The 11,922-nt window shown below is 72.2% G+C and carries 12 protein-coding genes and 1 pseudogene; 8 read left to right on the top strand and 5 right to left on the bottom strand.

Features of this window, described 5'->3' with window-relative positions:
- The 3 genes and pseudogenes from moaC to MKK70_RS21975 all read left to right on the top strand — a co-directional run.
- Window positions 1-89 (top strand): annotated as a pseudogene (gene moaC / locus MKK70_RS21965) (cyclic pyranopterin monophosphate synthase MoaC); the annotation flags it as partial.
- 187 nt (window positions 90-276) lie between these two features.
- Complete coding sequence (gene glp, locus MKK70_RS21970; protein ID WP_147860225.1) at window positions 277-1,503, top strand: gephyrin-like molybdotransferase Glp; 1,227 nt, start codon at window positions 277-279, stop codon at window positions 1,501-1,503.
- A gap of 15 nt (window positions 1,504-1,518) precedes the next feature.
- A complete protein-coding gene (locus tag MKK70_RS21975) occupies window positions 1,519-1,899 on the top strand; it encodes a VOC family protein (protein ID WP_147728474.1) in 381 nt (126 codons plus the stop codon).
- Window positions 1,900-1,906: 7 nt separating this feature from the next.
- Here MKK70_RS21975 and MKK70_RS21980 read toward each other — a convergent pair whose 3' ends face one another.
- Window positions 1,907-2,125: a DUF2093 domain-containing protein gene (locus tag MKK70_RS21980; RefSeq protein ID WP_147728475.1), complete on the bottom strand. Its 219-nt coding sequence runs from the start codon at window positions 2,123-2,125 to the stop codon at window positions 1,907-1,909.
- A 137-nt stretch (window positions 2,126-2,262) separates the two neighbouring features.
- On the opposite strand from MKK70_RS21980, the gene cdd reads away from it, so the two are divergent.
- The 4 genes from cdd to deoA are packed head-to-tail and all read left to right on the top strand — an operon-like array spanning window position 2,263 to window position 5,563.
- Window positions 2,263-2,679 (top strand): cytidine deaminase, encoded by a 417-nt coding sequence (cdd, locus tag MKK70_RS21985; protein WP_147728476.1) that lies wholly within the window; start codon window positions 2,263-2,265, stop codon window positions 2,677-2,679.
- Complete coding sequence (locus MKK70_RS21990) at window positions 2,672-3,481, top strand: purine-nucleoside phosphorylase (RefSeq protein WP_243949892.1); 810 nt, start codon at window positions 2,672-2,674, stop codon at window positions 3,479-3,481. The genes cdd and MKK70_RS21990 overlap by 8 nt, the downstream gene beginning before the upstream one ends.
- A 28-nt stretch (window positions 3,482-3,509) precedes the next feature.
- Entirely contained in the window at window positions 3,510-4,256 is a 747-nt protein-coding gene (deoC, locus tag MKK70_RS21995) for a deoxyribose-phosphate aldolase (RefSeq protein ID WP_243949893.1), read from the top strand.
- The gene (deoA, locus tag MKK70_RS22000) at window positions 4,253-5,563 is read left to right on the top strand and encodes a thymidine phosphorylase (protein ID WP_243949894.1); all 1,311 of its coding nucleotides are present in this window, start codon (window positions 4,253-4,255) and stop codon (window positions 5,561-5,563) included. Before deoC ends, deoA begins: the two co-directional genes overlap by 4 nt.
- 37 nt (window positions 5,564-5,600) lie before the next feature.
- Here deoA and MKK70_RS22005 read toward each other — a convergent pair whose 3' ends face one another.
- The 4 genes from MKK70_RS22005 to dnaK form a co-directional block, all read right to left on the bottom strand.
- A complete protein-coding gene (locus MKK70_RS22005; protein WP_243949895.1) occupies window positions 5,601-5,921 on the bottom strand; it encodes a hypothetical protein in 321 nt (106 codons plus the stop codon).
- Between the two features lie 121 nt (window positions 5,922-6,042).
- Window positions 6,043-6,672: a class I SAM-dependent methyltransferase gene (locus MKK70_RS22010; RefSeq protein ID WP_147728271.1), complete on the bottom strand. Its 630-nt coding sequence runs from the start codon at window positions 6,670-6,672 to the stop codon at window positions 6,043-6,045.
- A gap of 203 nt (window positions 6,673-6,875) precedes the next feature.
- Window positions 6,876-8,036, bottom strand: a complete 1,161-nt coding sequence (gene dnaJ / locus MKK70_RS22015) for a molecular chaperone DnaJ (RefSeq protein ID WP_147843274.1) — start codon at window positions 8,034-8,036, stop codon at window positions 6,876-6,878.
- Window positions 8,037-8,248: 212 nt separating this feature from the next.
- Window positions 8,249-10,165: a molecular chaperone DnaK gene (gene dnaK, locus MKK70_RS22020; RefSeq protein WP_243949897.1), complete on the bottom strand. Its 1,917-nt coding sequence runs from the start codon at window positions 10,163-10,165 to the stop codon at window positions 8,249-8,251.
- Between the two features lie 475 nt (window positions 10,166-10,640).
- Here dnaK and MKK70_RS22025 point away from each other — a divergent pair, with 475 nt between their 5' ends.
- Window positions 10,641-11,633: a hypothetical protein gene (locus MKK70_RS22025; RefSeq protein ID WP_243949899.1), complete on the top strand. Its 993-nt coding sequence runs from the start codon at window positions 10,641-10,643 to the stop codon at window positions 11,631-11,633.
- Window positions 11,634-11,922: the final 289 nt, after the last annotated feature.

Here is an 11,922-nt window from a genome sequence, read left to right on the forward strand (position 1 = left end):
CCGACCGCGGCATGCGGATCGAGGGCATCCGCCTGCTCGCCAAGGACGGCGGCCGCTCCGGCGCGTACCGCGCGGAGGACGCGGCGTGATGGCCCCCGGCGCTCATCCCTCCCCCCTCTGCGGGGGCGGGTGGCCCACGAAGCGGGTCGGGAGAGGGGAACGCCGCATCCGGAGAGGTCGCACCCCTCTCCCGACCTTCGGTGCCGCGAGGCCCACCCTCCCCCGCGGAGGGGGGAGGGAGAAAACCGGAGCGCGTCCGGGACCGGGGGCGCTCGCGTGAGCGGCCTGATCCCCGTCGCCGAAGCGCTCGCGCGCATCCTCGCGAGCGTTCCCGGGCCGGTCGCGGCCGAAGAAGTCGCGATCGCGGAGGCCGCCGGGCGCACGCTGGCGGCCGCGGTCGTCGCCACCCGCACGCAACCGCCCTTCCCGGCTTCCGCCATGGATGGCTACGCCGTGCGCGCCGCCGACGCGACGGCCGGGGCCGCGTTGCGCCTCGTCGGCACCAGCGCCGCTGGCCACGGCTTCTCGGGCACGATCGGCCCCGGCGAGACCGTGCGGATCTTCACCGGCGCGCCCGTCCCCGAGGGCGCCGACGGGATCCTGATCCAGGAGAATGCCGAGGCCGACGGCGAGACGATCCGCGCCCTCGAAGCGGTGACCGCCCAAAAATTCGTCCGCCGGGCCGGCCTCGACTTCTCCGAGGGCGACGGGCTGCTGGCGGCCGGTGACACCCTCGATGCGCGCCGCTTGGCGCTGGTCGCCGCCGCCGGCCGCGGACGGGTCTCGGTACGCCGCAAGCCCCGCGTCGCGATCCTCGCCACCGGCGACGAGCTGGTGCAGCCGGGCGAGGTCCCGGCCTGGGACCAGATCGTCGCCTCGAACGCCCTGGCGCTCGCCGCCTTGGTGAACGGCGCCGGCGGCGCGGCGATCGACCTCGGCATCGCCGGCGACACGCTTCCGGCATTGGAGGCGGCCTTCGCGCGGGCACGCGCGGCCGAGGCCGACCTTCTCGTGACGCTGGGCGGCGCCTCGGTCGGCGACCACGACCTTGTCCAGACCGCGCTCGCGGCGGAGGGGCTCGAGCTCGGATTCTGGCGCGTGGCGCTCCGCCCCGGCAAGCCGCTGATGCACGGGCATCTCGGGAACATGCTGGTGATCGGGCTGCCGGGAAACCCGGTCTCGTCGATCGTGTGCGGGCTGCTCTTCGTCGTGCCGGCCGTGCGCGCGCTGCTCGGCGATCCGCGTGCCGGCGCCGACCGCAGCGAGCCGGCCACCCTCGGCCGCGACCTCGACGCCAACGACGGGCGCCAGGACTACATGCGCGCCGTGCTCGACACCGCACCGGACCGGCTGCCGGTGGCGCATCCGGAATCGCGCCAGGATTCGTCGATGCTGGCGGTGCTCGGCCGGGCCGAGGCGCTGCTGATCCGCGCGCCGCACGCGCCGGCCGCGCGGGCGGGCGACCCGTGCCGGATCATCCGGCTCGACCGGACCCTCCTCTGAGCCCGCGAGGACCCGATGGACTTCCACATCGACCACGTCCACCTGCGCAGCCCCGACGCGGCGGCCGCGGCCGCCTTCTACGTCGACAAGCTCGCCGCGCGGGAGGTCCGCCGCGAGGGCACGCCGACGAGCCGGATCGTGCTCGACCTCGGCGGCCTCACGGTCTTCATCGAGCAGGCGCCGGCCGACCTGCCGCCGCCGGCGCGGGCGCCGCATCTCGGCATCGAGCATATCGGGCTCGGCGTCGCTGACATCGACGCGACGCTCGCCGACCTGCGGGCGCGCGGCGTCACGGTGCTTGTCGAGACCAAGGCGATGCGGCCGGGGCTGCGGATCGCCTTCATCGACGGGCCGGACGGCGTGCGCATCGAGCTGCTGGAACGCCGCGACGCCTGATCGCGGCTTACGGCCGGCCGGTCTGCCGCAGCCGCTCCATCACCGCCTCGGGCGTGGCGTAGGCTTCCTGGCGCACGGCGCTCCAATAGCGCAGGTCGTCGAGCAGGATCGGCACGCCGGTGGTGGCGCAGCGCACGAAGGCGCCGGGCTTGACCACCCGCATCGTGCCGTCGCCATAGGCGACGACCGCCTCGCCCCCCGCTCCGCGCTCGTAACGGCCCAGCATCGTCGTCCCCGGATGATGACAATCGTTCCCAGCGTTCTAGAACGCGCGCTCGGCGAGCGAAAGCCGGCGGCGCGCACGCCCCTGCCGCCTCGCCCGCCCTCTCGACAGCCCGGCACGGCCGGTGCCAATGATCGCGGATGCCGGGCTCCTCCCCTCTCGACCTCGCCGCCCTGTTCGACGCCGCCGCCGCGGCCCGCGCCCGGGCGCACGCGCCGTACTCGCGCTTCGCGGTCGGCGCGGCGCTCCGCGACGAGCACGGCGCGATCCATGCCGGCTGCAACGTCGAGAACGCGGCCTACCCGGTCGGCACCTGCGCCGAGGCCGGGGCGATCGCCGCGATGATCCTGGCCGGCGGCCGGCGCATCCGCGAGATCCTGGTGCTCGGCGACGGCAGCGGCCTCGTCACGCCCTGCGGCGCCTGCCGCCAGCGCATCCGCGAGTTCGCCGCCCCCGAGACGCCGATCCACGCCGCAGGGCCCGGCGGGGTCGCGGAGAGCTTCACCCTCGCGGCGCTGCTGCCGGCCTCCTTCGGACCGGAGACGCTCGGTGGCTGATGCGGTCGAGACCCTGCGCGCGGCGGGCTTTGCCGGGCCCTACGCTTGCGCCATCGTCGCCGGCACCGGGCTCGGCGGGCTCGCGGATGCGCTCGCGGACGCGGTATCGCTGCCCTATGCCGACATCTCCGGCTTTCCGGGCGCCGGCGTCAGCGGCCATCGTGGGCGGCTGCATCGCGGCGTGATCGCCGGGCGCCCGGTGCTGGTGCTCGAGGGCCGGGCCCACGCCTACGAGCACGGCGACGCGGCCGCGATGCGCATCCCGATCGCCGCGGCGAAGGCGCTCGGCGCCGCCTGCCTGCTGCTCACCAACGCCTCCGGCTCGCTGATGCCGGAGGCCGGTCCCGGCAGCCTCGTGCGGCTGTCCGACCACCTCAACCTGTCGGGGATGAACCCGCTGATCGGCGAGCCGAGCGACGCCCGCTTCGTACCGATGGTGCGGGCCTACGACCCCGCCCTCAATGCCCGGCTCGACGCCGCGGCAGCGGCCTGCGGCATCCCCCTTCCCGCGGGCGTCTACGCCTGGTTCTCCGGGCCGTCCTTCGAGACCCCGGCCGAGGTGCGGATGGCCGGCCGGCTCGGCGCCGACCTCGTCGGCATGTCGACGGTGCCGGAGGTGATCCTCGCCCGCTTCCTCGGCCTGCCCGTCGCCGCCGTGTCGGTGGTGACGAACCGCGCCGCCGGCATCGGCGACGGCGACCCGCACCATGCCGAGACCAAGCAGGCCGCGACCGCCGCCGCCGCCGACCTGATCCGCCTGATCCGAAGCTTCGTCGCCGGCCTGCCCGCGGGCGATCCATGAGCCTCGGCCCCTTCGAGAGTCCGCCCGCATGACCGATCCGACCTTCGACCCGGCCCTGGTCGCGCGCCGCGCCCTCGCGCTCCTCGACCTGACGGATCTCGGCGACACCTGCACCGCCACGCAGATCGACGGGCTCTGCCGGGATGCCCGCACGGGCGGCGTCGCCGCCATCTGCGTCTGGCCGCAATTCGTGCATCAGGCGGCGCGCGTGCTGGCGGGCGGCCCGGTGCGGATCGCAACGGTGATCAACTTTCCCGCGGGCGGCGAGGACGTGGACCGCGCGGTCGACGATACGGCGGAGGCGTTGCGCGACGGCGCGCACGAGATCGACCTCGTCCTGCCCTACGGGGCGCTGCTGCGCGGCGATGCGGAGACCGCCCGCCTGATGGTCGAGGCGGTGCGCGAGGCCTGCCCGAAATCCGGCCTGAAGGTGATCCTCGAGACCGGGGAACTGCGCACCGCGGACGCGATCGCCGCGGCGAGCCGGCTGTCGCTCGCGGCCGGCGCCGACTTCATCAAGACCTCGACCGGCAAGAGCCCGGTCTCGGCGACGCCCGAGGCGGCCGAGACCATGCTGCGCGCGATCCGCGAGGCCGGGCGCGGCGGCCTCAAGGTTTCGGGCGGCCTGAGAACGCTCGCCGACGCCGCCGCCTACCTCGCGCTCGCCGACAAGATCATGGGGCCGGATTGGGCGAGCCCCGCCACGGTCCGGCTCGGCGCCAGCAGCTTGTTCGGCGTGCTGATGGCCGCCGCGACCCCGGAGGGGACGTCATGAGGCTCCCGCAGGAGACCATCCGGGACAAGCGCGACGGGAAGGCGCTCGACGCCGACGAGATCGCCGGCTTCGTCGCCGGCCTGACCGACGGGCGCGTCGGCGAGGGCCAGGCGGCGGCCTTCGCCATGGCGGTGTTCCTGCGCGGGATGTCGGTGGCCGAACGGGTGGCGCTGACGCGGGCGATGACGCGGTCCGGCCACGTGCTCGCCTGGGACCTCCCCGGCCCCGTCCTCGACAAGCACTCCACCGGCGGGATCGGCGACGCGGTCAGCCTCGTGCTCGCGCCGATGGTCGCGGCCTGCGGCGGCTACGTGCCGATGATCTCGGGCCGCGGCCTCGGCCATACCGGCGGCACCCTCGACAAGCTCGCCAGCATTCCCGGCTACGACGCGACGCCCGATCTCGCCCGGTTCCGCAGCGTCGTCTCGGAGGTCGGCTGCGCCATCATCGGCCAGACCGCGGACCTCGCGCCGGCCGACCGGAAGCTCTACGCGATCCGCGACGTGACCGGCACGGTGGAATCGCTCGATCTCATCACCGCCTCGATCCTCGCCAAGAAGCTCGCGGCCGGGCTCGACGGCCTCGTGATGGACGTGAAGGTCGGCTCCGGCGCCTTCATGGCTAGGATCGACGAAGCGCGGGCGCTCGCCGACAGCATCGTCGCGGTGGCGAACGGCGCCGGCCTGCGCACCGTCGCGCTGATCACCGACATGGACGCGCCGCTGGCGCATGCCGCCGGCAACGGGCTGGAGATCGCCTATGCGGTCGACTACCTCACCGGGCATCGCGAGCCGCGCTTCCACGCGGTGACGCTGGCGCTGGCGGCCGAGATGCTGGTGGCCGGCGGGCTCGCACCCGACACGCGCGACGCCGCGGTGCGGCTGGAGGCGAGCCTGTCCTCGGGGCGGGCGGCAGAGCGCTTCTCGCGCATGGTCTCGGCGCTCGGCGGCCCGGCCGACCTGATCGAGAAGCCGGCAAAGCACCTCTCGGCCGCGCCGGTGATCCGCGAGGTGCGCGCGGTCGGCACGGTGGAACGGGTCGCGACCCGCGCGATCGGGCTCGCGGTGATCGGCCTCGGCGGCGGCCGGACCCAGCCGGAGGACGGGATCGACGGGCGCGTGGGATTCACGCAGCTCGCCCGGCCGGGCGATGCGAGCGGACGGCTCGGGATCGTGCACGCGGCCGACGCGGCGGCGGCGGATCGGGCCGAGGCCGCGTTGCGGGCGGCCTACAGCTTCCGGGCGACGCCGGCCGAGGGGCCGCCCGAGGGACCGGTTGTGCTCGAGCGGATCGCCCTGGCGACATGAAAGGGGCCGGTGGTTCTCACCACCGGCCCGGTCTCGCCTACCAGCCGCCGCGGCCATATCCGTAGCCGCGGCCATAGCCGTAGCCGCGATGATGGTGATGATGGCCGAAGCGCGGGCCGCCCCAGCCGAAGTGGCGGGGGCGCGGCGGGCCGTAGCCGAAGTGGCGCGGGCCGTGGCCGAAATGACGGTGGCCGTGACCGTAGCCGTAGCCATACTGCGCCTGGACCACGTCGGCGGGGGCCCCGGCAAGCGGAGCGGGTGCGAACGGTGCGGCCTGGGCCGGCGCCGCGACGGCGAGGCCGCCGGCGAGCGTGAGGGCCGCGAGGGCGAGGCGGGTTCGGGTCGGCGTCGTGGACATCGGCGGTTCTCCTTCTCGGGCGACCGGCTGCTCGCGCACCGGCCTTGAGAGGAGAAGTAGCAACCAGCACCTGAATGCGACCTGAGGCCTACGCTCAGCTCGCATTGGGGCACCCCGCCGATCAGGGCCGGCGGTAGACCCAGACCCGGGCCGGCGGCAGGTTGAGCCAGACCCGGTTCGAGCCGCTGGCGGTGTAGCTGCCCAGCGCGCAGCGCGCCGGGATCGGCGGCACGACGGCGTAGGTGAACTGCACGAACGGCGCGCCGGGATGCATCAGGTCGTGGGCGGTGTTGAGCAGGTCGAGGCGCTGCTCGAGCGGCTTGGTGAACAGCGGCAGGCTCGAGACCGTCGCGGCCGCCGGCCCGGTCAGCACCGCGCCGACGCTGCCGCGAATGTCGTAGGCATCGCCGCGCACCACGGTGACGCCGGGGAACCGGCGCTTCAGCAGGGTGCAGAAATCGGGGTTGAACTCGATGAGCACCAGCCGCTCGGGCGCGACGCCCCGGCGGATCAGCGCCTCGGTGACGGGGCCGGTGCCGGGTCCGATCTCGATCACCTGGCCGGAGACGGCCGGATCGACGTAGGCCGCCATGGTCCGGGCCAGCATCTTGCCGGACGGGGTGACCGAGCCGGTGACGAGGGGGCGCTCGAGCCAGGACTTGAGGAACCGCGCCTCGTCCTCCAGCGGATCGCGCCGCACCTTCGCGTTCACGGACGAGGCTTTCGCACTGGAACGACGTAGCGGCGGCAAGTCCGATGTTCCTTCAGGTCCGATCGCGACGTCGCGATCCCGGCGGTCAGCGCAGCGGTCGGCACATGTCTTACAGGCAAGGTTGCGCTCGTGCCTAGCGCATTGCGATCACACCAGCCTCGGCGATCGAAGCGACCTCGGCCGAAGGCTCAACCGGGGCCGGCCGGTTTTGATCCGCCCGGCCCCGCATCTTGCGTTTCCCGCTACTGGCGGGCGGTGCCGCCGAAGCCGCCGAGGAAATCGCGCACCTTCGAGAAGAAGCCGGCGGCCTCCGGATGATTGTCGTCGGAGGCGGTCTGGCCGAACTCCTGCAGCAGCTCGCGCTGGCGCTTGGTCAGGTTCTGCGGCGTCTCGACGAAGACCTGGATGTAGAGGTCGCCGACCTCGCGGGTGCGCAGGACCGGCATGCCCTTGCCCTTGATGCGGAACTGCTTGGCGGTCTGGGTCCCGGCCGGGATCCGCACCTGGGTCTGCGAGCCGTCGATCACCGGCACGGTGATCTCGCCGGCCAGCGCCGCCGTCACCATCGAGATCGGGACCCGGCAGAACAGGTCGGCGCCGTCGCGCTGGAAGAAGGCGTGCTGTTTGATCGAGAGGAACACGTAGAGGTCGCCGGCCGGCCCGCCGCGCAGGCCGCTCTCGCCCTCGCCGGCGAGCCGGATGCGCAGGCCGTCGTCGACGCCCGCCGGCACGTTGATCGCCAGCGTGCGCTCGCGGTTGACCCGGCCGGCGCCGGCGCAGGCCGTGCAGGGGTCGTCGACGATCTCGCCGCGGCCGTGGCAGTTCGGGCAGGTGCGCTCGATCGCGAAGAAGCCCTGCGCCGCCCGCACCCGGCCGTAGCCGGCGCAGGTCTGGCAGGTGCGCGGCTTGGAGCCGGGCTTCGCCCCCGATCCGGCGCAGGTCTCGCAGGTGATCGAGGTCGGGATCTTGATGGTCTCGGCCTTCCCCGTGAAGGCCTCCTCGAGCGAGATCTCCAGGCTGAAGCGCAGGTCGGCCCCGCGCTCGCGGCCCGGTGCGCCGCCGCGCCCGCGGGCCTGCTGCTGGCCGCCGCGGCCGTCGCCGAAGAAGTTGTCGAAGATGTCCGACATGAAGTCGCCGAACTCGTTGCCGAATCCGGGCCCGCCCTGGCCGCCGCCCTGCGTGAAGGCGTCGTGGCCGAAGCGGTCGTAGGCGGCGCGCTTCTGCCCGTCGGACAGGCACTGATACGCCTCGTTGATCTCCTTGAACTTGATCTCGGCGTCCTTGTTGCCGGGATTCTTGTCCGGGTGGTAGGTCATGGCGAGCTTGCGGAAGGCGACCTTCATCTCGCCGTCCGACGCGGTCTTGGCGACGCCCAGGATCTCGTAATAGTCCCGCTTCGACATGCCTTGCCTCGATAGTCCCTAACGATCCGTCCGCCTGCCCCAGGCAGTCGGCGATGTCGCTGTTCCGCGTCTTGAAGGGTCGTGTCGCGCCCGGGCGGCCGCCCGCTCCGCGCGGGCGCCGGAGCGGCCCCCGGAATGACGGCCCGAAGCCGAACCCGCAAGCGAAAACGGGACCGGATCGCTCCGGCCCCGCTTCAGGATGCGCGCGGAGCTTACGCCCGCTTCTTCTGGTCCTTCTCGTCGACCTCCGAGAAGTCGGCGTCGATGACGTCGTCCTTCTTGGCTTCCTGGCCGGCGGCGGCGTCCGGACCGCCCTCGGGGGTCTGGCTCGCGGCGTACATCGCCTCGCCGAGCTTCATCGAGGCCTGCATCAGGTCGGTGGTGCGGGCCTTGATCGTCTCGACGTCCTCGCCCTCGAGCGCGGACTTGAGCGCGGTCATCGCCGTCTCTATGCCGCCCTTGTCGGCCTCCGAGACCTTGTCGCCGTACTCCTTGACCGACTTCTCGGTCGCGTGGATCAGGCTTTCGCCCTGGTTCTTCACCTCGACGAGCTCACGGCGGCGCTTGTCGGCCTCCGCGTTCGCTTCGGCGTCCTTGACCATCTTCTCGATGTCCGCATCCGAGAGGCCGCCCGAGGCCTGGATGCGGATCTGGTGCTCCTTGTTCGTCGCCTTGTCCTTGGCCGTCACGTTGACGATGCCGTTGGCGTCGATGTCGAAGGTCACCTCGATCTGCGGCATGCCGCGCGGGGCCGGCGGAATGCCCATCAGGTCGAACTGGCCGAGCAGCTTGTTGTCGGCCGCCATCTCGCGCTCGCCCTGGAAGACCCGGATGGTGACCGCGTTCTGGTTGTCCTCGGCCGTCGAGAAGGTCTGGCTCTTCTTGGTCGGGATCGTGGTGTTGCGATCGATGAGCCGGGTGAACACGCCGCCCAGCGTCTCGATGCCGAGCGAGAGCGGGGTCACGTCGAGCAGCAGCACGTCCTTGACGTCGCCCTGGAGCACGCCGGCCTGGACCGCGGCGCCGATGGCCACGACCTCGTCCGGGTTGACGCCCTTGTGCGGCTCCTTGCCGAAGAACGACTTCACGACCTCCTGGATCTTCGGCATGCGGATCATGCCGCCGACGAGCACGACCTCGTCGATCTCGGAGGCCGAGACGCCGGCATCCTTGAGCGCCTTGCGGCACGGCTCGATCGTGCGCTGGACCAGATCGTCGACCAGCGACTCGAACTTGGCGCGGCTGAGCTTGAGCGCGAGGTGCTTCGGACCGGTGGCGTCGGCGGTGATGTAGGGCAGGTTGATCTCGGTCTGGGTCGCCGAGGACAGCTCGATCTTGGCCTTCTCGGCGGCCTCCTTGAGGCGCTGGAGGGCGAGCTTGTCCTTGGTCAGGTCGATGCCCTGCTCCTTCTTGAACTCGGCGGTCAGGTACTCGACCACGCGGTTGTCGAAGTCCTCGCCGCCGAGGAAGGTGTCGCCGTTGGTCGACTTCACCTCGAACACGCCGTCGCCGATCTCGAGGATCGACACGTCGAAGGTGCCGCCGCCGAGGTCGTAGACCGCGATGGTGCCGGCCTTCTTCTTGTCGAGGCCGTAGGCGAGCGCGGCCGCCGTCGGCTCGTTGATGATGCGCAGCACCTCGAGGCCGGCGATCCGCCCGGCGTCCTTGGTCGCCTGGCGCTGGGCGTCGTTGAAGTAGGCCGGCACCGTGATGACGGCCTGCGTCACCGGCTGGCCGAGATGCGACTCGGCGGTCTCCTTCATTTTCTGAAGGGTGAAGGCCGAGATCTGGGACGGCGAGTACTTCTTGCCGTCGGCCTCGACCCAGGCGTCGCCGTTGTCGCCGCGGACGATCTTGTAGGGCACGAGGCCCTTGTCCTTCTGCGTCATCGGATCGTCGTAGGTGCGGCCGACGAGGCGCTTGATGGCGAAGAAGGTGCGCTCGGGATTGGTGACGGCTTGGCGCTTGGCCGGCTGGCCGACGAGGCGCTCGCCGTCGTCGGTGAAGGCGACGATGGACGGCGTGGTGCGGGCGCCTTCCGCGTTCTCGATGACCTTGGGCTGCGAGCCCTCCATCACGGCGACGCACGAATTGGTGGTGCCGAGGTCGATGCCGATGACTTTACCCATGGTGGGATCCCTTTTGTTGGTTGCGATCAAGCAGACCGCCGAGCCCCGAAGCAGCTCGGCCCATGGCGGTGTGGTGTGAGAAGATGTGGAGACGGAACCGGGGCCGGAACAAGGGCCGCGAACGGCTCCAATCCCATGCTTAATCCCGCGTCTCGCCGGATATAAGAAGGGCGATGCGGGCTCGCAAGGCGAAGCCGGGCCCCGAGATGCGCGATCCGTGCAAGTCCTTGCGCCGGCTCGGCGAATGCGGCCGGACGGTCGGTTTCTCCGCGGGCCCGCCCCTGCATTGCATCCCGGCGGCTCGAATTCGACCTGTAGGCCCGCAAAGCGCACGTCGTGTCGGCCTGCATTTTGTTGCCCCTCGGCCACGCCCGCGCCATCGAAGGCGTGTTAACGCTTCGTGAAGAGCGTCCGGCAGGGTGCGAGGCCGGCATTGCGCGGGCCACCTGCCGCCGTCCCCGGCCCGAAAGACCCGATGCGTCCGACCCGCAGACCCGTCCTCCCGTTGCTCGCGGCCCCCTGCCTCGCCCTCGCGGCCCTGATGCCCGGCGAAGCCTCGGCCCAGAACTTCTTCGAGGAGCTGTTCGGGATCGGCCGCGCAGCCAAGCCTCCGGTTCCGCCGCGCGGCGTCCCGACCGCCCCGCCGTCGGGACCCATCCCCGGCACGCCGCTTCCCGACGATCCGTCGGCACCGTTGCCCGACGCGCCGCGCCCTGCGGCGCCCGCCCGGCCGGTGGTGCTGAAGGCGCCCTCGGAAGACGGCGTCGTCGGGCAGGAGCTGATGCTTAACGGCCTGACCGGAAGCCTCAAGCTCGAGCGCTCGGGATCCGGGATGGCGGCCAGGATCACGCTGCCCGGCACCAAGGTCTCGCAGCCGACCGAAGCCTGCAAGGTGCCGCTCGGCGGCGGAGGGCCCGTGTCGCTGACCTCCGAGGGCAAGCCCGAGGGCGTGCCGCGCTACGAGGCGGCCGCCGCCGAATGCCCGCTGCGCTTCGACGTGACGGAAGGGGGCGTGCTGGTATCGAGCCTCGGCCCGACCCCGCTATGCACGTTCTCGGCGCAGGATTGCGCCACCGCCCCGGTCGGCCTGTGGGGGCCGGCCGCCGCCGGCCTAATCCCCCGCTCGGCCGAGTTCGACTCGGCCCGCGGGGTCGCCGACAAGGCGGTGCGCGAGAACTACAAGCTGATGACGCAGCGCGCCCGACGCGAGGACGTTCGGCCGATCGTCACGGAGCAGGCCGCCTTCTCCTCGGACCGCGAGCAGCTCTGCCGGACCTACGCCCGGGAGGGCGCCCACGGCTTCTGCCATCTCCGGGTGACCGAGAACCGCGCCCTTGCGCTGGCCACCCGCCTCGGCGTCACCGTCACCACGACGGCCACGCCCGCAGCGACGCCCCGTCCCCGTCGCAAGCCGCCGGTGGAAGGCATGAATCCCGACAGCGGAACGCCGGCTCCGCAGGCCGAGTAGACGCGCGACGTCCCTGTGCCGTCATCTTGCCGTGCCCCCTCCCCTGCGGGGGACGCGCAACGGCGGTCATCAGGTGGAATGTCGGGCAGGGCTTTGGCAGAGCCGCAGGCGACCGTTATCGCCTCGGCATCGACTGCTGTCCCTAAACGCAAACAGCCGGCCTGCGTGGTGCGCGGGCCGGCTGTTTGCGGTCTTGTGAGGTGTATGTGGTGTGTTTGGTTGCGGGGACAGGATTTGAACCTGTGACCTTCAGGTTATGAGCCTGACGAGCTACCGGGCTGCTCCACCC

Source organism: Methylobacterium sp. E-041 (genome assembly GCF_022829665.1).
Classification (GTDB): domain Bacteria; phylum Pseudomonadota; class Alphaproteobacteria; order Rhizobiales; family Beijerinckiaceae; genus Methylobacterium.

Excerpts from the sequence above, each read along its gene's own strand:
- MKK70_RS22025 (WP_243949899.1), top strand. The coding sequence starts at position 10,641 with ATGCGTCCGACCCGCAGACCCGTCCTCCCGTTGCTCGCGGCCCCCTGC.
- cdd (WP_147728476.1), top strand. The coding sequence starts at position 2,263 with ATGCCGGGCTCCTCCCCTCTCGACCTCGCCGCCCTGTTCGACGCCGCC.
- MKK70_RS21980 (WP_147728475.1), bottom strand. The coding sequence starts at position 2,125 with ATGCTGGGCCGTTACGAGCGCGGAGCGGGGGGCGAGGCGGTCGTCGCC.
- deoA (WP_243949894.1), top strand. The coding sequence starts at position 4,253 with ATGAGGCTCCCGCAGGAGACCATCCGGGACAAGCGCGACGGGAAGGCG.
- MKK70_RS22005 (WP_243949895.1), bottom strand. The coding sequence starts at position 5,921 with ATGTCCACGACGCCGACCCGAACCCGCCTCGCCCTCGCGGCCCTCACG.
- deoC (WP_243949893.1), top strand. The coding sequence starts at position 3,510 with ATGACCGATCCGACCTTCGACCCGGCCCTGGTCGCGCGCCGCGCCCTC.
- dnaK (WP_243949897.1), bottom strand. The coding sequence starts at position 10,165 with ATGGGTAAAGTCATCGGCATCGACCTCGGCACCACCAATTCGTGCGTC.
- MKK70_RS21975 (WP_147728474.1), top strand. The coding sequence starts at position 1,519 with ATGGACTTCCACATCGACCACGTCCACCTGCGCAGCCCCGACGCGGCG.
- dnaJ (WP_147843274.1), bottom strand. The coding sequence starts at position 8,036 with ATGTCGAAGCGGGACTATTACGAGATCCTGGGCGTCGCCAAGACCGCG.